Genomic DNA, 19,193 nt, shown 5'->3' on the forward strand with positions numbered 1-19,193 from the left:
GAGGACGTAACGATGGTCGATCGCATCACTGCCACCGAAGCCGCCTTGCAGTTCATCGACGAACTGCGCGCCGATTTCGGCCCCCTGCTGTTCCTGCTCTCCGGAGGTTGCTGTGACGGCAGCGTCCCCAACTGCTACAAGGTGGGTGAAATCCTGCCCGGGCAGACGATGATCCTGCTTGGCCAGGTGGGCGGCGCCGACTTCTACCTGGGGCACCAGGAATTCCAGTATTACGAGAACAGCCAGCTGATCCTCGATACCCAGCCCGGCAACGGCGGCGACTTCTCCCTCGACTGTGGCCGGGGCAAGGCCTTCGTCACACGCTCCCGCCTCTTCTCCGACGCCGAGCTGGCCACCCTCAAACCCATCGACGGCGCCTGAGGCGCCGCCCGGGGGAACTTACTCCGGCACCACTACCAGGGAACCGTCGGGCAAACGGTAGGCCGTGCCTGCCCGAACGCCCCCCTCTGCCGTGGTCGCCGCCCCCTCCCCCTGAAAGCGCTCGACCTTCGGGCTCTCTGGCAAGGGGCGTGCGCCCGGACCTGCGGAGGGCGTGCGTGCCAGCGTCAGGAGCAGCGCCGCCACGAGAACCAGGAACACATCGATCAGATTGACCAGGGACAACAGGGGGTCATCCCCCTCCCCCTCCTCGGTCAGACGCAGGCGGATCCGGCTCATCGGGCAAGCCCTTCCTTCTCGATGGCAAGCAAATCGGCGGCGTACCAGCGCCGGCGCACACTCACCACCGCGAAACTCAGAGCTGCCGCAATCAGGGCCAGGATCACCGCAGAAAAGGCCACCATCAAGCTGCGTGACACGTCCCCGAGGCTGCCGTCACCAAGGGCCTTGAGGGCCGGCCCCATGGGGATCATGGTGGCCACCAGCCCCAGCAGCGGCGCCACCCGGGTAGCGATGCGGGCAAACTCCAGACGGCGCAGGGCCAGGGCCTCCAGGTCGGCCAGCAGCAGCCCCGGATTGCGGCGACAGGCCTCGGCCAACTCGAAACCCGCAGCCACCCCGGCCCGGCGCTGACGCGCCTGCCACAGGAAGGCCCCTAGGGCGTAGAAGGCGTGCGCAAAAAGCAGGCCAATGGCCAACAACACAGGAATCAGGAACAGCTGGCTGGCCGCATACATCAGGCCGTCAATGGAAGCATTCATGGTTCAGGTACGGAGAGTGGAGAAAGAGAGGGGCGGGCACAGCCCTGGCGCAGCGCCCCGGCCAGCACCAGCAGCACGATCAGGCCAGCAAGCGGGGTGGCGCCCGGCGGGGCCGCGCTGCCGCTGACAGGGAGTGGCACCAGGCGTTGCGCTGCGCGCACCGGCCGGGCCTCCGGCAAGGCCGCGGGCGGGGAGGCAAGGGACGGCACGGGCAACGCCAGGGCGGGCCGGGTTGCCGGTGCAGCTGCAAGCAGATGCCGGGCGCTGGCGGGCCTCCCGGGCGGGGATGCCGGCACGGCCCGGGCCGGCCCGGCTTCGTCGAACAACTCACCGGGCAGGGGCGCAGCCACCGCCACGGAGGCGGGTGCGACACCCACCCCCCGGGCCGTCCCGTCCCGGTCGCCCACGTGGTAGCCGGTGCGCAGAAACTCGATGGCGTCAGGATTGCCATCGGCGGCGGCGGCCTCGAACCACTGCCGCGCTGCAGCCACATCCCGGGCCACGCCCTTGCCTTCCTGCAGAGCGCTGGCGTAATGGAGCTTGCCGAGGGTGGCATAGGGCGAATCACCCGCTTCAGCCGCCCGGCGCATCAGCGCCGCAGCCCCCGGCAGATCGGGCTCCCCCAGGGCGCCGTCCTGCAACATCAAGGCCTTCCAGATCATCGCGCCGATGTAGCCGGCCTCAATGCAGCGGTCGAAGATGCGCATGGCCGTGGCATGATCGCCACACTTCTCGAAGAGATAGCCCTTGCTGCACACCATCATGCTGGCGGGCTGATCGGCCATGTATTCGAGGGTCTGATCGCCCACGACATGGGCCAGGTCGGTGGGCTCACCGGTCTGAGGTACCGGCCCGCCGCAAAAGAGGTTGTTGGCACTCACGCTGCCGGACAGCAGGGCTGTGGCTAGCGAGGTGGCGATGAAGAGTGTCCGCATGGGCCTTCCGGAGGTGGATGACGGACGGAGCCACCTGGCCCAGTCCCTCCGTCGGGACTCTACGGCCCGGCCCCCGCCTGGTCTGCGGCATCCTGCCCTGATCGGAGCGGGCAATTTGCCCGTGCTGCCACAGCCCGACGGGCCGGGCGAAATGCCCACGGTTTTACGGGCAGGCTGACCTCGGCGCCCCCCTCCCCTGTGGTTTCTACTGGAGCCCGCCATCCGGCCCAATCCACAAGGAGAGACATCCATGACCCCGCATTTCGACATCCGCAACATCCCCTGGCAGCCCTTTGGCGACTTTCCCCACTTCGCCTTCCGAATCCTGCAGGTGGACATGCAGCAGCGCATTGCCGACGTGCTGTTCCGCTTCGACGCCAACCAGCAGATCGTTCTGCATCGCCACAAGGCCCTCAATCACACCTTCGTGGTGCAAGGGGAGCACCGCCTGTACGAGATGGATGGGCGCCTGCGTGAGGTGCGCCCCACCGGCAGCCACACCGTGTCACCGGCGAGCGAGGCCCCCCACCGGGAAGGAGGCGGCGCCACCGACGCGGTCGTGCTGTTCAGCATGCGCCCCCAGCCGGGGGAGATCCTCTACGAGATCCTCGACGACGCCGGTCAGCCGATTGCGGAAATCACCCTGGAAACCCTCCAGGCCATCTTCGAAGCCCAGCAGCAGGCCCCGGCAGTGGCCGCCTGAGCGGCTCAGATCAGGCCCATGCGCAGCGCCAGGCGTGTCAGCTCGATGTCACTGCGCACGCCGAGCTTGCTCTTGATCTGGTAGTGACAGTTCTGCACCGTCTTGGCGGAGATGGACAGGCGCGTGCCGATCTCTTCGGCACTGCAGCCGTCCAGCAGCAGGCGCAGGATCTCGAACTCCCGCGGGGCCAGTTCGGCCAGGCGCTCCCTGGGGCGGTCGATGAGGGCCAGGGCCAGCTCCGGGGCGATATCGGGGCTGATCACCTGGCGCCTCGCCGCCACCTGGTAAACCGCACTCACCAGCACCTCCGGCGGACTGCTCTTGGTAACGTAACCCAGAGCACCGGCGCGCAGGGCCTGAGTGGCGAAGAGCGGCTCCCGGTGCATGGTAAATACCAGGATGCGGGCTGTCGGGTCGCGCTGGAGCAGGCGCCGGATCAGCTCCACGCCCCCCATGTCAGGCAGCCCGAGATCGAGCACCAGCACATCCGGCATCAGCGCCTTGTACTGGTCGAGGGCCTCCCGCGCACTGGCGGCCTCGCCAACGATGAGCAGATCGGGACGCGACTCAAGCAGGCGCCGGTAGCCCTCCCGCACGATGGCATGGTCGTCCACCAGCACCAGGCGGCAGGCTTCACTCATGATTCATCTCCACGGCCCGCACGGCCTCTGCCGGAAAATCCGCCTCCACCCGCATACCCCTGGGGTGCCGCGGCTGCAGCGCAAAGCGCCCTCCCAGGGCCTCGACCCGCTCGTGCATGCCGAGCACCCCCAGGCCGCTGCCCGCGCTCGGCTCATTGCGGCCCTCACCGTCGTCATCCACCCACAGGCGGCAGCCCGTCACATCGCATTCCAGGCCCACCACCACCTGCTGTGGCTTGCCATGGCGCAGGGCGTTGGTGAGGCTCTCCTGGACGATGCGGTAAAGGCCGGTGCGCAACGCATCGGGCAAGGCATCGATCTCCCCGCGCAGCGTGAGCTCGAAGCGGCAGTCGGGCTGGCGGCGCTGCCACCCCCCCACCAGCTCGCCGAGGGCGGCCTTCAAGCCAAACTCCTCAAGCCCCACCGGGCGCAGTTGCAGCAGGATGCCCTGCAGGCTCTCCATCATGTGTGCCGTCACCGCGGCCACCGCACGGGCGGCCGGCAGCAACTCCGGGGCTTGCACCTCGGCGCGGCCCCGGATGAAAGCGGCCTCGGCACCGATGGAGGCCAAGCACTGGCCAAACTCGTCGTGCAGCTCCCGGGCCAGCCGGCGCCGCTCTTCCTCGCGCACAGCCAACAGGTGCAGGGCCAGGTGGCGCTGGGCAGCCAGGGTCTTTTGCAGCTGTTCGGCCAAATGATCGAAGCCCGCAGCGATGCGGCGCAGCTCGATCAGCCGGGGGCGCGGCATGCGGGCTGTCAGCTCACCGGCCTCCATGCGCCCCAGCACCGCCAGAATCTGGTCGGCAGGGCGCAGGGCCCGGCGCACCGGCCGGTAGATCAGCAGATTGAGCAGCAGGATGCCCAGGGTCATGCCCAGCACGGTCTGGATCTGCTTCCACACGGCCAGGCTCTCGCTATCCAGATCCGGCGTGACCACGAACTCCCCCACCTTGACCCCCGGATACTGGCCGATCATTCCCCGGTAATGCAGCTCCGGTCCGATCAGCCCGGCCAGCATCCAGCGCACCACGGCAGGGGCCTCGCCCCCCTCATGGAAGCAGCGCCGGATCACCGGCCGCTTGTAGATGTCATCCACCGCCACACAGATACCCAGCAGCGGACCAATGCCATCCAGGGAAGTCAGGGTCATCCCGTCGAGGCTGCGCCGGAAGGCGTCCCGGGTCCGGTCTGCCTCGCCAGCGATCAGGCGCTCTACGGTGCCGCCGGTGCGCTGGATGTGGATGCCGATGCGCTCCACCGCTTGCTGCAGTACCACCGCGGTGGCGGCCACGCCGATGGCCAGAGCAAACAGGCTCACCCGCAGCAACAGGTGACGCTTCAGGTTGACGGCCGCGGCCTCCTGCGCCTCTTTCATATGCTCACTCATGCTTCCCCCGGCAGCCGCGGAACCATACCATACTGAATTAGTCGGATTTACCGGACAGCGCCCATGGCGCCTCGGAGCGCAGCTTAGCCGATCCCCGGCAGGCAAATTGCCCGACCCATAACCACAACGGCCCCCCAACCATCATGCACACCCTCGAAACCCTGCCCTTCGACAACGCCTTCGCGCGCCTGCCGTCCACCTTCTACACGCGCCTGGCCCCCGAGCCGCTGCCCCGCCCCTACCTTGTGGCGGCCAGCGCCGAGGTGGCCGGGCTGATCGGGCTGGACCCGGCCGAGCTGACTCGCCCCGAATTTCCCCAGATCTTTGCCGGAAACCAGTTGCTGCCGGGCAGCGAACCTCTCGCTGCGGTCTACTCCGGCCATCAGTTCGGCATGTGGGCCGGCCAGCTTGGTGACGGCCGCGCCCACCTGCTCGGCGAAATCGCCGGGCCGGGCCGCGGCTGGGAGATCCAGCTCAAGGGCGCCGGACAGACACCCTATTCGCGCTTTGCCGACGGGCGTGCCGTGCTGCGCTCAAGCATCCGCGAGTACCTGTGTTCGGAAGCCATGGCCGCCCTCGGCATCCCCACCACCCGGGCCCTGTGCGTGGTCGGCTCCGACGCCCCGGTGCGCCGGGAGACCATCGAGACCGCCGCCGTCGTCACCCGCCTGGCCCCCAGCTTCATCCGCTTCGGCTCCTTCGAGCACTGGCGGGCCACGCGCCAGATGGACACCCTGCGCCAGCTCGCCGACTACGTAATCGACCGCTTCCGTCCCGAGTGCCGTGACGCCGCCACCCCCTACGACGCCCTGCTGCGCGACGTGGGCCGGCGCACCGGCGAGCTCATCGCCCACTGGCAGGCGGTCGGCTTCATGCACGGCGTCATGAACACCGACAACATGTCCATCCTCGGCCTGACCCTCGACTATGGCCCCTTCGGTTTCATGGACACCTTCGACGCCGGCCACATCTGCAACCACTCGGACGACCACGGCCGCTACAGCTACAAGTCGCAGCCGCAGATCGGCCACTGGAACCTCTACGCCCTGGGCCGCGCCCTGGCCCCGCTGATCGGCGAGCAGGGCGCCGTCCAGGCGGCCATCGAGGAGAGCTACGCCCCGGCCTTCGAACGCCACTTCATGGATCTGATGCGCGCCAAGCTCGGCCTCACCCAGGCCCTGCCCGGCGACGAAGATTTCATCGGCGAGACCTTCGGCCTGCTCCAGGATCACCACCCCGACTACACCCAGTTCTTCCGCCAGCTCGGCCGCCTGCCGGCGCAGGTGGACGAAGCCGGACGTGTTGCCGCCGATGCCCCGCTGCGCGACCTCTTCATCGACCGCGCCGCCGCCGACGCCTGGCTGGGCATGTGGCGCGCCCGCCTGGGTGCCGAGGCCCGCCCCGACGCCGAGCGGCAGGCCACCATGCAGGCCGTGAATCCGAAATACGTGCTGCGCAACTGGATCGCCGAATCCGCCATCCGGGCGGCACGCAGTGGTGACTACAGCGAGGTGCACGCAGTTCACGCCTGCCTGTCGCGCCCCTTCGACGAGCAGCCCGAATACGAGCGCTTTGCTGCCCCCCCGCCCGAATGGGCCGCAGGGCTGGCGGTGAGCTGCTCAAGCTGAGGATACGACACGAAAGTGTGTCGACTTTTTTTACAATTCACGGGTGCGTCCCCGCACGCACCGCAAATTATCTTTAATTTTCATCAACATAAAACTCAGCAACACATGGTCCGAGAATTGCATACCTTGCATGTCTGTCAGGTTCGCCCAGCACACCGCTGCTCCACCTGAAAGATCAAGCAGCCTGACCAATCACCGAACCTGATGATCACAGGCGCAACCTCGGAGACAACCCATGAATACTGCCGGCCCCCGCGCCACAAAAAAACGCCTCTCTCTGCTGGTTTCCATGGCCGCACTGGTCATGTCCGGTGCAGCTTCCACGGCCCACGCTGCGGCAGACCTTTCCCGTCTGGAAAGCTTGCTCAGTGCGACTCCCGAAGGGGGCTGGGTGAAAGTCAGCACAAACACTTTCTCCTCAGCCAAGCCGACCGGCGCAGCGGCCATCGGCAATGGCTACAACAACCCGGGCGCTGTCGTGATCGCCTGGAGCTCCGTCGCATGGGACTCCGCCAATGGTGATCTGCTGCTGTGGGGCGGTGGCCATGGCAACTACTCGGGCAACGAAATGTACGTCTGGGACGGCGCAAGCGGAGCCTGGGATCGCGGTTCTCTGCCGAGCCGTCTCGACGCCAACAATTTCGTCGTCGACAACGCCGCCCCCCAGTCGTCCCACACTTACGACAACAACGTTTACCTGCCCGTGAGTGGCATGTTCGTGACCTTCGGTGGCGCAGCCTTCCAGAATGGAGACATATTCCAGACCTTCGACGGCACCACCGTGAGCCCGTCAGGCCCCTGGCTGTGGGACCCCAGCAAGGCTGATCCGAACAAGGTGGGCGGTACCACCGGCTCCGGTTGGGACCCCGCCTCCATCGGCGGCGAGATGTGGACCAACCGCTTCTCACAAACCACCGGCACAGCCCCCGAGAGCTACGTCAACGCCGCAACTGCCTACCGTACCGAGAACGGCAAGGACGTCGTGTATGTCGCGGCCGACCGAGGCTCCTCGGGCTTCCCCTCTCTGTACCGCTACACCCTGGGTGATTTCCGCAACGGTGGCCTGGACACCTGGGAAAAGGTCGGCGAAATGTACAACAGCGCGGCCTATGCGGGCGCCGCGACCATCGACACCAAGAACAACCTGTTCCTCCGGACAACGATCGTCACCGGCAAGTACACGTCCAACCTGGCCGTCTGGGATCTGAACAAGTCCAACCCCACCGATCCGGGGGCCAATCAGGATGTGGGCGTCCAGTTGGTGGATGAGTTTGGCAACCCCTTCCAGATGAACACCAAGTTCTCCATCGAGTACGACTCGAAGACAGGTCAGATCCTGCTGTGGGACGGCTCCGATCAAGGCACCGTGTGGTCCGTGACGCCCACCTATGATGCCAACGGAAAGATGCTCACCACCTGGGTGGTGAAAAAACTGATCAGCACCACCTTCGCCCAACCCGGCGGAAACTTCATCACTGGCGTTTTCGGCAAGTGGGACTACATCGAGGAGCTCGATGCCTTCATTGCCCTGAACGAGTACTCCTCCACCACCGGCGACGCCGAAGTCTGGCTGTACAAGCCTTTCTCCACGACCAGTACCGTCCCGCCCGGCAACACGGTCGCCGAACCGAGCGCCGCAGCCCTTCTCTTGGCCAGTCTCGGCCTGCTGGGTCTGGCCCGGCGGCGGAAGCAGTCCCGCGTCTGACCTGAGTACACGCCATCACGGCTGATCGCCGTGATGGCGTTGACGGCAATCCTCACCGGCCCGGAAGGGCGCTCTCCCCGCCTCTCTCGCCCCCGATATTGCGGCACCGCGTGTCATACACCACAGATCCCTGCGGATAGTCTGCCCCCAAGCCTGTCAGGGCCTGCCGCTGCCCAAGCCACCCATGTTAAGTTTCGTACTCATGCGGCTGAACGCTCAGTCAGGTATAGAACGCCGCCTCGCGGCAAGAACAATGGGATAGAAGGCTCCGGTCCATGCATCCCGCACACGGGCACCCGGAGCCCCCAAGGAGAGGCCAATGAGCCATGCCGACAAAAGGATCGGTTTCGTCCTGCTGTCGAACTCGGCGTGCCCCTTGCCGAGCACGCGTATCGCCGTGCTCAACGTTTTCCCGCTTCTGAAGGCTGCCGGCTACGACCCCGAGATCGTTTTCGAACCAGCCAGTGCCACCGAAACACCTGACGTAACCGGGCTCACCGAACGCGTCAAGGCCCGGGGTTGCAGTCTGGTCTTCTTCCAGAAAGTCCATGGCCCCAGCGTTCTTGCCGAAATGCGCAAGCTGCGCGACATGGGAGTCCGCACGGTGTATGGCGTGTGCGACCGCATTGACGACGAGATCGTGGGTGCCACCGATGCCACGACCATCGTCACCGAGTTCCTGCGCCAACAACACGCGCCCGAGCTGCGCGAGCGGATCCACATCGTGCACGACGGCATCGAGCGCCCCGGCATCTGCCACCCCCATGACGGGGACACAGGCAGCACGCCTGCCTCCCGGCTGCGGGCGGTGCTGGTCACGTCATCGACACTGGAGACGATCCCCGTGATCGGGCGTCTCCCGCGCCATCTCGATCTGACCGTCGTCGGGCGCTACCCCGAGAGCCCTAGCCTCAAGCAGACCATTCGCGGACACCTCAAGCGCGCCCTGCTCCAGCCCCGTCAACCCGGCCTGGGTACCCTGCGCAGCGCCGGCTTCCAGACCCGCGCCTGGCACCCTGAGCGGGTCTATGCCGACCTCCTCGACACGGACATCGGCATCATCCCCGTGGACACCCGTTTCGACCCTCTACCCGGTCGCAAGGTGTCTTACTGGGAGGTTAAATCCGAGAACCGCCTGACCCTCAAGATGGCCCTGGGGCTGCCGGTCATCGCCAGCCCGGTCCCGGCCTATCTCGACATCGTCGAACAGGGCGTCAATGGCTACATCGCCCGGACCCGCCCCGAATGGCTGGACGCCATCGACGCGCTGCGCAGCCCGGAACATCGCCGGCAAGTCGGGCTTGCCGCCCGCCGCACGGTGCTGGAACGCTTCTCGATGGAAGCCCAGGCGAGAAAGCTGATCGGTGTCTTCGAAAAGCTGCTGGTTGGCACCGAGCTGACCGCCTGAGGCAAACCCTAGGCAAAGACGAATCCTCCGTGGCTGCCTGCCACGGCCCCCACCAGCACCACCAGGCTGACCCCCAGCAAGACCCCGTGGAGACGCTGGATGGTGGCCATGGCCCCAATGGGATCGCGCCTGGCCCGCGCCTCGAAGACCCGGTGCAGCACGAAGGGCTCAAGCACGAAAAGCATCAGCGCAAACGCCGTCCATACCGCCACCATGCCGTGCATCCACCACCAACTGGCTGGATCGGCAAAGCGCGCCCAGGCATCCAGACGCCAGACCAACCACAAGCCCGACACGCCGGCCAGCAGCACGCTCCAGCGGGCGATGGCGGCGAATCGCTGCTCCAGACGTTCGAACAGTTCCAGCTGGGCATGCCCGTCCGCCAGCGCGCGGCAGGCCGGCAACAGCACCCAGGTCACGAAGGCCACCCCACCGATCCAGATCAGCACCGCCAGCACGTGCAGGGCTCGGGCGATAGCAAAGTCATTGAAACCACTCACGGGATCTTCCTTTCCGGTTTTGGCGCGCTGAAAGCCGCCTCGTTGTGGCCCGCCGCCTCACCGGCCACCCATCGGAGCAAAGGCCCTTCCGGGTTGTCTCGCTGGGTGGTCTCGCAGCCACTGACACACTGGGCGCACTGGGTGCAGGTAAACATGGCCCGCTTGATGTTGCGAGGTTTGAGGCGCATCGGGCAAACGTGGTCGCAGGCACTGTAGCAGGTGGCACAGTCGGCCGCCCGGTCGCGGCTAAAGCCCACCACCATCGCCGAACGGTTGCCCATCCAGGCCAGGCTCTGGAACAGCCCGATGGCACAGGCATAGCGGCAGAACAGGTGCCGCGCGAACAGGAACTCGGCCGACAGCACCAGCGTCCCGGCGGTGATGAAGATGAACTCGTTGCGGGTCGGCGCCCCGGCCAGCAGATGACCATAGACCTGGAACGGCGGCAGCAGGTAGGTCAGCAGCACCACCGCCCACACGAAGGCAAAGCCCACCGCCAGGGGCACGGTCACCAACCACCACGCCCGGTCGTAGCGCACTGGCGTGCCGTCGGGCTCGCGCGGTGGCAGCGGACGCGACTCCCACAGACTGGGCCGACCGGTGGCACGGCGCATGTAGGCATTGATGGTTTCGACCACCGAGAAATGTGGACATAGCCAGCCGCAGTAGAGCCGCCCCCAGCGCCACGCCACCCAGAGCAGCAGTGCCCCCACCCCGAGGATGGGCAGCAGCACCCGACCGATCACCCGCGCCACCGCCCCAGGGGCATCAATTCCGCCTCGGGTGAAGTCCTCCAGGCCCGCATGCCACTCGAAACCCAGCAACCAGGCATGGCCAGCCACAAGGTCGAAACGCAGCAGGTCGAACACCGGCGCCAGAACAAAAAGCACGAAGAAGGCGGCCTGCACCCAGCGTCGCAGGGCCTGGCGCGACCGACCAGGAGACGTCACCGGCATGATGGGGATGACTCGCGGAGCCCCCATCAGCGCGGCCCGATCAGGGGAAAGCGGAAGGGCTTGCCGGCCAGCGCCCGGGCCAAGCCGACAGCCCCACAGAAGATCAGCGTGGAATGACACGTGGTGAAATACAGGATCACCACCACCCAGGTGGAGGCCGAACCATACCCCCCGGCGAGAATGATCGCCCCGTTGGCCAGGACCAGCAGCGCACCGGCCCACAGACTGGCCGCAAGGGTCTGCCGCAGGTGGCCGCGGGCCAACTCCGGGGCAGTACGGCGCTGCCGCCACCACAACACCAGCAGGGCAGCAAAACCCAGGCCGGGGATGAGCATCAGATTGGCGAGGTACAGGGCCTCGGCGGCAACGGCAATCTCGCGGCCGGGGATGTCCGGATCGGGGGCTGTGGGTTCCATGGGCAGGCCGAGCTTAGCCCCGCCATCGGGGAAGGGACTTGACCCGGGATAAACTCTCCCGGCGATGAGCTCAGATCACTTCCAGCAGCTTGCTGCGCAGTTGCTCGGCCTCACGACGGCCATCACGGGACGACACGATGGCGTGATACCACTCGTCAAACAGCGAGCGCAGTTCGGCCGGGCTGCGCGCCGCCTCGACCCGGTCCTGGAGGGAACTGGTCCCCAGGGCGCCGACAAAGGCATTAAGGGTGTTGAGCATGAAGTTGCGCGCCTTCTGCAGGCGCACCGGATCGTCACCCGGAGGGTGCAGGCGGAAGGCTGTCAGGGAGGCCGGAGCCATGGGCACACCAGCCCCGCCCTGCACGCCGGCCGTGCCGCCCATCTCGATAAAACCATCCTCTTCGAGCAGCCCCAGGGTGTGCTGCAGGTCATCGTATTGCAGCATGCCGCGCAGGTCTTCCACGCTGCGTTTTCCGTCCACGAAGATCAGCACCCGGCGCACCCGGGGGCTCAGACCACCGGAGCGTGTTTCGATCTCATCGTGCCCCTTGCGGGTCTTGGCAAAAATAACACCCATGCTCTCTCCTCTACTCACCCGGGCCCTTCACCGCAGCATCCGGCAGCCCGGTGGCAGCCATTGTAACGACACTGGAATATTCCGGGCGATCAGGCCGCTGCCCGCTCGAACCTGGCAGGCTGTATCGCCCGGGACAGCCGCCCGGCGAAGAAGGTAAAGTGGGGTGACTCGCTTCGATCCAGAGGAAAACACCATGCGCACCACACTGCTTGTCAGCCTGAGCCTGTTGGGCCTGCTGGGCACCACCCCGAGCCACGCCGTCGACGTAGACCTGAGCATTCGGGCACCAGGCGTCTCACTCTATATCGGCGACCGGGATCGCGACGGGCGCTACTGGGACGGTCGCAACTGGCGCGACGAACGCTGGTGGCACGACAACTGCCATCGCTACGAGAAGCACCGCAAGTTCCGCGGTCATTGCGCCCCTCCAGCCCATCACGACCACCCCTCCCACTGTCCACCGGGGCAGGCAAAGAAGGGGCGCTGCTGAGGTCGAGCCTCAGTGTTCGGCGGCCAGCTGGACGGCCAGTCGCCGAGCCTGGGCAAGGCGTGATGCGCCCCCCTCCAGGCCATCAATGAAACGCCGGGGGATGCCCGCCAGCCCCACCTGGGCGCCGGCCAGGGCCCCGGCGAGGATGGCCCGGGCCTGGTTCTGCCCGCCACCGTTGACCGCATGCAGCACGGCCGATTCGAAGTCATCCCGAAAGCGCGCGGCCAGGTAGTAGGCCGCCGGAAACTGGTGATACACCGCACAGGGCATGCCATAGACCAGCGACACCTTCCACGCCGGTTCGATGCGGATGCCCGGGTCGTAGGCTGCCGCGGCCATGGCCGACGGCCCCAGCAGGGCATCCGGAGAGGGGAAGCGCCCCGCCACCGCCGCCTCCTGCTCGCCGGGCCGGGGGGCACCGAGACGGCCGCGGGTCACCGCATGAAAGGGCAGTGCTCCGCTCTTGACCCGGGCCATCAGCTTGCCTGACAGAGCAGCATCGAGAGCATGCCCCTCCACCAGCATGCCCAGCACCGCACCAAAGGCCACGGTCATGGCCACCACGGTGCCGTCGGTCTGGGTGAGCAGGGTATTGCGAGTCAGGGCCGCGGCCAGCTCGGCGGGCCGCAAGGCATAGCGCACGGCAATGGCCAGCCCCCGCTCGGCGGCCTCGGTGGTGTCGGCATTGCCGCCACACTGGCCCCAGGGCAGGCCCTCGCCCACCCGGCGGCGCCAGGCCTCGCGCATCGACTGGCTGGTGTAGCCGCCTGGCCCGGCCATCGGTGTCCCGTCGATGTGCGGAAAGAAGTCCTCGTCCAGCCGACGGCAGAAGTCCGCCTCGTCGTAAGCCCCCCGAGCCACCAACGAATCCAGCGTCAGGGCCAGCAGTACGCCGGCCTGGGAGGCCTGGCCCGCTTTCAGACCGGCGTGGTAACGCCCGGGGCGCGGGTCGGTGTAGCCGCTGACCCAGTCGCCGTAGTCGGCGTGGAGTTCAGCCAGGTCGTAATACCAGTGGGGGCCGAGGGCCAGGGCATCGCCGATGAAGGCGCCCATCAGGGCCCCCGCGGCACGGTCCTGCAGGGATTGGGTGGGCATGGCAGACTCCGCAGCTCAAAACCGTCAGACGGCTTTGTCCGGCGCCCGTTCCATCACACCAGCGAAGAACTGCCAGGCCAGGCGCAGGGCATCGGGGCCTTCCGGATCGGAAAACGCCTGCCCGGCGGCACCACCGCTCCAGGCATGCCCCATCCCATGCACGCGCAGCAGGCGCACATAGGGCCGGCGCCCCAGCTTCCAGTCCTGGCGGGTGATGCGGCGCCGGCTACCGCGGTTGATCTCTCCACTACTCAGGCTCAACTTCGTTCCCTCGGGGAGCAGGTCGGCCCACAGACCGGCGGCGGCCTCGGCGTTGGCGTAAGACACCACTGGATCGAAATCCCCATGGATCAGCAGCACGGGCGGGGCGGCACGCCCATTGAGGGCCCGGGCGACGGGTTCGGCATCAGGAGAGCGCCGGCCACGCATGGTCTGCCCCGCCTGCAAGGGGGTGACCGCGCTGTAGGGCGCGGCACCGGAGTGACTGCCTACAGCAACAATGCGATCCGGGAATTCGAGGCCCAGGGTCAAGGCCATCGCGCCCCCGGCCGACAGGCCGAGCGCGCACAGAGGCCCGCCGATGCGTGGGTGGGCGCTCACCGCGTGCTCGACGATGGCCATCAGGATGCGGGTCTCCATGCCCACCCGGGCATCGCTGCCGAACCAGTTCCAGCAGCGCTGGGGGTTGGCCTCCTGGGCCTGCTCGGGCATCAGCACGGCAAAACCGCGCTCCCGGGCCACCGCAGCGCAGCGGGTGGACGCCGCGAAGGCCGCCGTATCCTGGGCGCAACCATGCAAGAGCAACAGCAGGGGGATCGGGCGGCGGGCACTCGCCCCACTGGGAATGAACAAGCGGTAGCGGCGCATGGCCAGCGGGCCGAGCCCCCAGCGCCCTTCATGCCAGCGCCCGCCGCTTACCGTGGCCGGTGCGTCGGCAGGGGTGGCAATGCCCGACATGACGTGACGGGCCGAACTGGCCAGACGGCCACCCGCGGCGATACCCTGGCGGGTGGCCGCCTTGCCGATCTTTGTCGATTGGCGCACCCCGGCACGGGTCAGCTTGAACAGGGCGGAGACAAGGGGTGACTTGCGACGGGCCATGCGCGGCTCCTCGGAAATGCAAAAAAGGCCCCGAAGGGCCTTTTTGCGTCAATCCGCAAGGATTGATCGGGTCATCAGGCAACCTTGAGGGCGCTGGCAGCGGCCTTGGTGCCCTTTTCGACGTTCTCGACGGCAACCAGGGTGGCCTTCTCGACGCTGGCCTGGGCAGCAGCAGCGACTTGCTTGGCAGCCTTCTGGGCACCTTCGTAGGCCGAGCTGGCGTTGGCCAGGGCGGTCTTAACAGCCTTGATGGCGGGCTCGGAGCCGGCCGGGGCGTTCTTGAAGAGGTTTTCCAGGGCGCTATCCACGTTCTTGGACAGGGCAGCGGCTTCGGCCTCGACCAGCTTGGTCAGCTCTTCCTGGGTATCACCACCGATGCCGGACAGGCTGCGGCCGTAGGCCACGGACTTCTCGACGGCGGGGGTCACGGCGCCCAGGTTCAGGGCGGCCAGGGCCTGCGGGTCCTTGGCGGCGAGCACGGCCTTGGAGAAGGCGACGCTGTCGTCAAAGGCGGCGCGGGCGGTAGCCAGGTTCAGGCTGGAAACGCGCTCGACGGCGGTGAAGAGGGTGGTCACGAAGCTGGTGGCGGACTTCAGGCCGGCTTCAGCGTTGGCTTTGGAGGCGGCGACGATTTGCTCGGGGGTAACGGACATGATGATCTCCTCAAGTGGGTTGGCTTGCGATCACCGAAAATGATTCGGCATGGCGCTATGTTGCACCGCACAAAAAGAGAATGCAAGCGCTTTTTGTGCGGTGCACAAAATATTTTGGGTGCGCCTGCCCACACACCCCGCATCACGCCTTGCGGTCCACCTCGAAGGCCTCTCCGGTGGCAAAGAACTGCCCGCCGGAAACGTAGTGAATACTGCTGCGGCCCTGTTCCGGAAAATGCCAGCGGCCGGCCGAATACATGTCGGAGTCAGCCCAGGCCGCCACTACCTCCCCCAGGAAGAGATCATAGGTGCGCTGGATGTGCGGCTCGTCGATCACCCGGCACTCAAGCCAGCCAATGCACCCCGCCGGCAGGGGCACCTGGACCTGGCTGGCCGGCAGCACATCCAGGCCCAGCGCCTCGAACTTGTCGCCCTCGCGCCCCGAGCACGACCCGGCGGCGAGGGTTCGCTCAGCCAGGTCACGGCCGGGGATGGCAAGCACGAACTGGCCTGAGGCTTCGATCAGCTCGCGGGTCAGGGTGGCCTTGTCGATGACCACTGCCACCTTGGGCGGATCGAAGTCGAGGGGCATGTTCCAGGCCGCCGCCATTACGTTGCGGCGGTCACCATGGGCAGACGAGACCAGCACCGTGGGGCCGTGGTTCAGCAGGCGGTAAGCTTGGGAAAGAGGAACGGACTGGAAGGGAGACGGGGCGATCATGATGAAGCAGAATGACTCAAGTCGGTAAGGGGAGCTGACCGCGGGGCATATCCCGACAGTTGACGGACGCCGGACACAGGGCAGCGGCGATGACCTGTACCGCCCGCTCCGGCCGCGCGGCGCCGCACATGAACACATCCAGCGCGGCAAAACCGTGCTCGGGCCAAGTATGGATGCTGATATGGGACTCCTGCAGCAGCAGCACGCCCGTGACGCCCAGCCCCGGACCGAAGGGGTGGAAATGCCCGCCCACCGGCGTGGCACCGGCGGCCCGGGCGGCTTCACGCAGCAGGGTCTCGATGGCGAGGGTGTCGTACAGGCGCTCGGCGGCCACCCCATGGAAGTCGGCCAGCAGATGCAGCCCCTTGGGCAGATGAACGTCGGTACTCACTTGTGCCCCCCACCGCCGGACGACCAGCTGCCGGAACCGCTGCCACCACTACGGCTCCAGCTGCGACCACTGCTGTGGTCACTGACATGCTCAAGGTTGATGAGCGTGACCATCACCAGCACGACCACCCCGAGAACGATATACCCCATGCGTGACATCGCTCAGTCGTCCAGTAGATCGGTGTAAACCGGAAGCCACAGGATGCCGACGGCGATGAAGATCAGCATCCAGCTGTATAGCCCCCCCATGAAGGCAATGGGCACATTCACCAGCAGGACCAGTACCGTGAACACCCAGGCCAAGGGGCGTAGGGTGTCCCGGTCGATCCGCGTACTGTTGCCCGCAAGGGCGCTGAGGGCGGCCGGCGCAGTGATGCGCCCCTTCTTGCCGAACCAGCCATCGACGGTGGCAGCCGGCACCCGCTGGGCCAGGGACCAGCCCAGCTCGGACGGGCTGCGCTCGCTGGTGAGGGTGCCGCGGCTGCCCCGGTAGTCGGTGATGGAGACGCGGTCGCCGACCTTCACCCGCCAGTTGAAGGCGCCGGCGGCCCGCACCACCTCGGCACCATAGGCCTGCATGCGGGTGTAGGCCGCGCCCTCATGGCGCACGGCGCTGGACGACACGGACTCCGGCCAGGTATCGAGCACCCGCACCTTGTCCCAGCCGGCCGTCGACTCCACCAGCCACAGAAAGCCGGCGCTCTCGTTGAACAGCAGATACTCGGTCCACTCTTCCGCCGCGCCGGTTTCACGGCATTTCATCAGGCCGATCAAGGTCCAGGGCTTGCCGTCGATGCGGGCCTCGTCGCCCAGGGACAGGGTGGTGGCCAGCATGGCCTCCCGGCGGCTGGCATCCATCAACTCGGCAGTGCCGGTGGTGGCGTCGCTCTCGGTGCCGCAGGCCGGGCAATGCAGATGGGCTGCCACCGCCGGACGCCAGGCGATGGATGCGCCACAGGCCGGGCAAGCCAGGGTCGCCGCCTTGCCCTTGAGGCGGCCGGCGCTGCCGGTGATCTCGTCGGGTGAGCGCAGCAACTGGCAGCGCAGATCCTCCAGTTGCACGGCCTTGCCCGCATAGCGGCGGGGCTTGGGGCCTTCGGAATAATCCAGGGTGAGGAAGCGCACGCCCTGGCGATAGTCCGCCACCTTCGCCTGCCAGCCGGGGCCGACCTGGAAGGGCAGCTCGCCCTCGCCGGCAGTGCAGCGCGCGGTACGCAGGTCGGACGCGGTGAAGGTGGCGCCGTCCCAGGCGTACTGCCCGCCCGGCACGATCTGGCCGAAGGGCGGGGCGTCGTCGGCCAGCCCGGTGTCGAGGGTCACCGCGTACTGGCCGGAGGCATCCGACAGCCAGCCTGCGCTGCCGTCGTCGAAGAGGATGTACCACTCGTTCCAGAAGCCATCCTCGTAGCGCAGCTGGATGCGCCCGACCACGCCGAAGGCCTGGCCGGCATACATGCCCGAGGTGGTGATGCGGATGGGCGAGTAGTCTTCCAGCACCACCGCCATCTTGCCCGCATCGCGCACCGCCTCGCCCTCCCGCAGCAGGGTGCTGCGGCAGTACTCGCACACGGCCATGGCCGAGGTGGCCGAACGGAAGGCGACCTCCGCGCCGCAGCTGGGGCAGGCGAGCTTGAACACCCGAGGCTTATCCGATCAGCTTCTTGAGGATCTCCGCCTTGGCGGAATCGTAGTCGGCCTGGGTCACCAGGCCCTTGTCGAGAAGCGCCTTGAGCTTGCCCAGGCGGGCTTCCGGATCGTCGCCGCCCGCTGCCGCCGGCGATGCGGGGGCGGCAGCCGGCGCCTGGCTGCCGCGCAGGGCATCCATCATCACCTGCCCCATGCCCACCCCAGCCGCCAGGCCGGCGCCCACGCCCGCCAGGCCACCTTCGTTCTGGGCCGCCAGGGGCACCGAGTTGGCCACCTGGTACTGGGTGTACTTGCCCAGGTCGCCCACCATGCCCATGGAGATGCGGGTGTCGATGGCCTTCTGCAGCTCCTCGGGCAGGGAGATGTTCTCCACCGCGAAGTTGTCCAGGCTCAGGCCGTAGCGCTCAAAGGTGGGCGTCATGGCCTCGCGCATGCGTTCGGCCAGCAGCACCTGGTTGGCAGCCATGTCCAGGAAGGGCACGTCCGAACCACCCAGGGTGGCGCTCATGGTCGCCACCACCAGGTTGCGCAGCTGCTGCTCCAGCTCGTCCACGGTGTATTCGGCGCGGGTGCCGCTGATCTCGGTGAAGAACCTGCGCGGATCGGCCAGCTTGTAGGAATACATGCCGAAGGCACGCAGACGCACCATGCCGAAATCCTTGTCGCGAAGGGTGATCGGCTGGGGCGTGCCCCACTTGCGACCGAGCTGCAGGCGGGTGCTGAAGAAGTAAACGTCGGACTTGAAGGGCGACTCGAAGAGCTTGTCCCAGTTCTTCAGGTTGGTCAGCACCGGAATGGTCTGGGTGGTGAGCGTGTGCATGCCCGGCCCGAACACGTCGGCCACCTTGCCTTCATTGACGAAGACAGCCATCTGCGAGTCCCGTACGGTCAGACTCGCCCCGTACTGGATTTCGAAATCCTCCATGGGATAACGCCAGGCCAGGGTACCGTCGGCATCCTCGTTCCACTGGAGAACGTCGATAAACTGCTTCTTGATGAAGGATCCGATGCTCATGTTTGCTCCCGAGCTTGATTGTTCAGATATGGGGTGGCCACGGACGCCAAACGTCCGGCGCCGGG

The 19,193-nt window shown here is 66.9% G+C and carries 23 protein-coding genes; 6 read left to right on the forward strand and 17 right to left on the reverse strand.

All coding sequences use genetic code 11. The annotated features are described in order from the left end of the window. Positions 1 to 12: 12 nt before the first annotated feature. Complete coding sequence (locus PHI64_RS07660; RefSeq protein ID WP_299881070.1) at positions 13 to 381, forward strand: DUF779 domain-containing protein; 369 nt, start codon at positions 13 to 15, stop codon at positions 379 to 381. Between the two features lie 18 nt (positions 382 to 399). Here the strand turns inward: PHI64_RS07660 and PHI64_RS07665 are convergent, their stop codons facing one another. From PHI64_RS07665 to PHI64_RS07675, 3 genes are read right to left on the reverse strand one after another with little or no spacing between them, the layout of a single operon-like run. Then, positions 400 to 678 carry a hypothetical protein gene (locus PHI64_RS07665; protein ID WP_299881072.1) on the reverse strand — a complete coding sequence of 93 codons (279 nt, stop codon included), beginning with the start codon at positions 676 to 678 and terminating at the stop codon, positions 400 to 402. Beyond that, positions 675 to 1,160, reverse strand: a complete 486-nt coding sequence (locus PHI64_RS07670) for a MotA/TolQ/ExbB proton channel family protein (protein ID WP_299881074.1) — start codon at positions 1,158 to 1,160, stop codon at positions 675 to 677. Before PHI64_RS07670 ends, PHI64_RS07665 begins: the two co-directional genes overlap by 4 nt. Next, a complete protein-coding gene (locus PHI64_RS07675) occupies positions 1,157 to 2,095 on the reverse strand; it encodes a hypothetical protein (RefSeq protein WP_299881076.1) in 939 nt (312 codons plus the stop codon). Before PHI64_RS07675 ends, PHI64_RS07670 begins: the two co-directional genes overlap by 4 nt. A gap of 250 nt (positions 2,096 to 2,345) precedes the next feature. Here PHI64_RS07675 and PHI64_RS07680 point away from each other — a divergent pair, with 250 nt between their 5' ends. Further along, positions 2,346 to 2,798 (forward strand): regulator, encoded by a 453-nt coding sequence (locus tag PHI64_RS07680; protein ID WP_299881078.1) that lies wholly within the window; start codon positions 2,346 to 2,348, stop codon positions 2,796 to 2,798. A gap of 5 nt (positions 2,799 to 2,803) precedes the next feature. On the opposite strand, the gene PHI64_RS07685 is transcribed toward PHI64_RS07680, so the two are convergent. Together PHI64_RS07685 and PHI64_RS07690 are read right to left on the reverse strand one after the other, a co-directional pair. Next, positions 2,804 to 3,439 carry a response regulator transcription factor gene (locus PHI64_RS07685; RefSeq protein ID WP_299881080.1) on the reverse strand — a complete coding sequence of 212 codons (636 nt, stop codon included), beginning with the start codon at positions 3,437 to 3,439 and terminating at the stop codon, positions 2,804 to 2,806. Beyond that, positions 3,432 to 4,814, reverse strand: a complete 1,383-nt coding sequence (locus PHI64_RS07690) for a histidine kinase (protein ID WP_299881082.1) — start codon at positions 4,812 to 4,814, stop codon at positions 3,432 to 3,434. Before PHI64_RS07690 ends, PHI64_RS07685 begins: the two co-directional genes overlap by 8 nt. Before the next feature lie 155 nt (positions 4,815 to 4,969). Between PHI64_RS07690 and PHI64_RS07695 the strand changes: the two genes are divergently transcribed. The 3 genes from PHI64_RS07695 (at position 4,970) to PHI64_RS07705 (ending at position 9,567) form a co-directional block, all read left to right on the forward strand. Beyond that, complete coding sequence (locus PHI64_RS07695; RefSeq protein WP_299881085.1) at positions 4,970 to 6,454, forward strand: YdiU family protein; 1,485 nt, start codon at positions 4,970 to 4,972, stop codon at positions 6,452 to 6,454. Between the two features lie 235 nt (positions 6,455 to 6,689). Further along, positions 6,690 to 8,159 (forward strand): PEP-CTERM sorting domain-containing protein, encoded by a 1,470-nt coding sequence (locus tag PHI64_RS07700; protein ID WP_299881088.1) that lies wholly within the window; start codon positions 6,690 to 6,692, stop codon positions 8,157 to 8,159. Between the two features lie 319 nt (positions 8,160 to 8,478). Beyond that, entirely contained in the window at positions 8,479 to 9,567 is a 1,089-nt protein-coding gene (locus tag PHI64_RS07705; protein ID WP_299881092.1) for a glycosyltransferase, read from the forward strand. A gap of 8 nt (positions 9,568 to 9,575) precedes the next feature. Here PHI64_RS07705 and PHI64_RS07710 read toward each other — a convergent pair whose 3' ends face one another. The 4 genes from PHI64_RS07710 to PHI64_RS07725 form a co-directional block, all read right to left on the reverse strand. Beyond that, entirely contained in the window at positions 9,576 to 10,067 is a 492-nt protein-coding gene (locus tag PHI64_RS07710; protein WP_299881096.1) for a hypothetical protein, read from the reverse strand. After that, complete coding sequence (locus PHI64_RS07715) at positions 10,064 to 11,023, reverse strand: 4Fe-4S binding protein (protein ID WP_299881162.1); 960 nt, start codon at positions 11,021 to 11,023, stop codon at positions 10,064 to 10,066. The genes PHI64_RS07710 and PHI64_RS07715 overlap by 4 nt, the downstream gene beginning before the upstream one ends. A 26-nt stretch (positions 11,024 to 11,049) precedes the next feature. Continuing rightward, positions 11,050 to 11,439 (reverse strand): hypothetical protein, encoded by a 390-nt coding sequence (locus PHI64_RS07720; RefSeq protein WP_299881099.1) that lies wholly within the window; start codon positions 11,437 to 11,439, stop codon positions 11,050 to 11,052. Positions 11,440 to 11,509: 70 nt separating this feature from the next. Next, positions 11,510 to 12,016 (reverse strand): hypothetical protein, encoded by a 507-nt coding sequence (locus PHI64_RS07725; protein WP_299881102.1) that lies wholly within the window; start codon positions 12,014 to 12,016, stop codon positions 11,510 to 11,512. 193 nt (positions 12,017 to 12,209) lie between these two features. Here PHI64_RS07725 and PHI64_RS07730 point away from each other — a divergent pair, with 193 nt between their 5' ends. Continuing rightward, positions 12,210 to 12,506, forward strand: a complete 297-nt coding sequence (locus PHI64_RS07730; protein WP_299881105.1) for a DUF2502 domain-containing protein — start codon at positions 12,210 to 12,212, stop codon at positions 12,504 to 12,506. A gap of 9 nt (positions 12,507 to 12,515) precedes the next feature. On the opposite strand, the gene PHI64_RS07735 is transcribed toward PHI64_RS07730, so the two are convergent. From PHI64_RS07735 to PHI64_RS07770, 8 genes are all read right to left on the reverse strand, one after another. Then, positions 12,516 to 13,601, reverse strand: coding sequence for an ADP-ribosylglycohydrolase family protein (locus tag PHI64_RS07735; protein WP_299881108.1), 1,086 nt, complete (start codon positions 13,599 to 13,601; stop codon positions 12,516 to 12,518). A 24-nt stretch (positions 13,602 to 13,625) separates the two neighbouring features. Then, positions 13,626 to 14,702, reverse strand: a complete 1,077-nt coding sequence (locus tag PHI64_RS07740; RefSeq protein WP_299881111.1) for a PHB depolymerase family esterase — start codon at positions 14,700 to 14,702, stop codon at positions 13,626 to 13,628. A 74-nt stretch (positions 14,703 to 14,776) separates the two neighbouring features. Further along, positions 14,777 to 15,355, reverse strand: coding sequence for a TIGR01841 family phasin (gene phaP, locus PHI64_RS07745; RefSeq protein WP_299881114.1), 579 nt, complete (start codon positions 15,353 to 15,355; stop codon positions 14,777 to 14,779). A gap of 142 nt (positions 15,356 to 15,497) precedes the next feature. Beyond that, positions 15,498 to 16,076 carry a flavin reductase family protein gene (locus PHI64_RS07750; RefSeq protein WP_299881117.1) on the reverse strand — a complete coding sequence of 193 codons (579 nt, stop codon included), beginning with the start codon at positions 16,074 to 16,076 and terminating at the stop codon, positions 15,498 to 15,500. A 16-nt stretch (positions 16,077 to 16,092) separates the two neighbouring features. Next, complete coding sequence (gene speD, locus PHI64_RS07755) at positions 16,093 to 16,467, reverse strand: adenosylmethionine decarboxylase (RefSeq protein ID WP_299881120.1); 375 nt, start codon at positions 16,465 to 16,467, stop codon at positions 16,093 to 16,095. Continuing rightward, entirely contained in the window at positions 16,464 to 16,616 is a 153-nt protein-coding gene (locus tag PHI64_RS07760; RefSeq protein WP_299881123.1) for a hypothetical protein, read from the reverse strand. The genes speD and PHI64_RS07760 overlap by 4 nt, the downstream gene beginning before the upstream one ends. Positions 16,617 to 16,628: 12 nt before the next feature. Beyond that, positions 16,629 to 18,104, reverse strand: coding sequence for a DUF4178 domain-containing protein (locus tag PHI64_RS07765; RefSeq protein WP_299881127.1), 1,476 nt, complete (start codon positions 18,102 to 18,104; stop codon positions 16,629 to 16,631). 7 nt (positions 18,105 to 18,111) lie between these two features. Further along, positions 18,112 to 19,128 (reverse strand): SPFH domain-containing protein, encoded by a 1,017-nt coding sequence (locus PHI64_RS07770; RefSeq protein WP_299881130.1) that lies wholly within the window; start codon positions 19,126 to 19,128, stop codon positions 18,112 to 18,114. Between the last annotated feature and the right edge of the window lie 65 nt (positions 19,129 to 19,193).

The organism is Zoogloea sp., from assembly GCF_028689785.1.
GTDB lineage: Bacteria > Pseudomonadota > Gammaproteobacteria > Burkholderiales > Rhodocyclaceae > Zoogloea.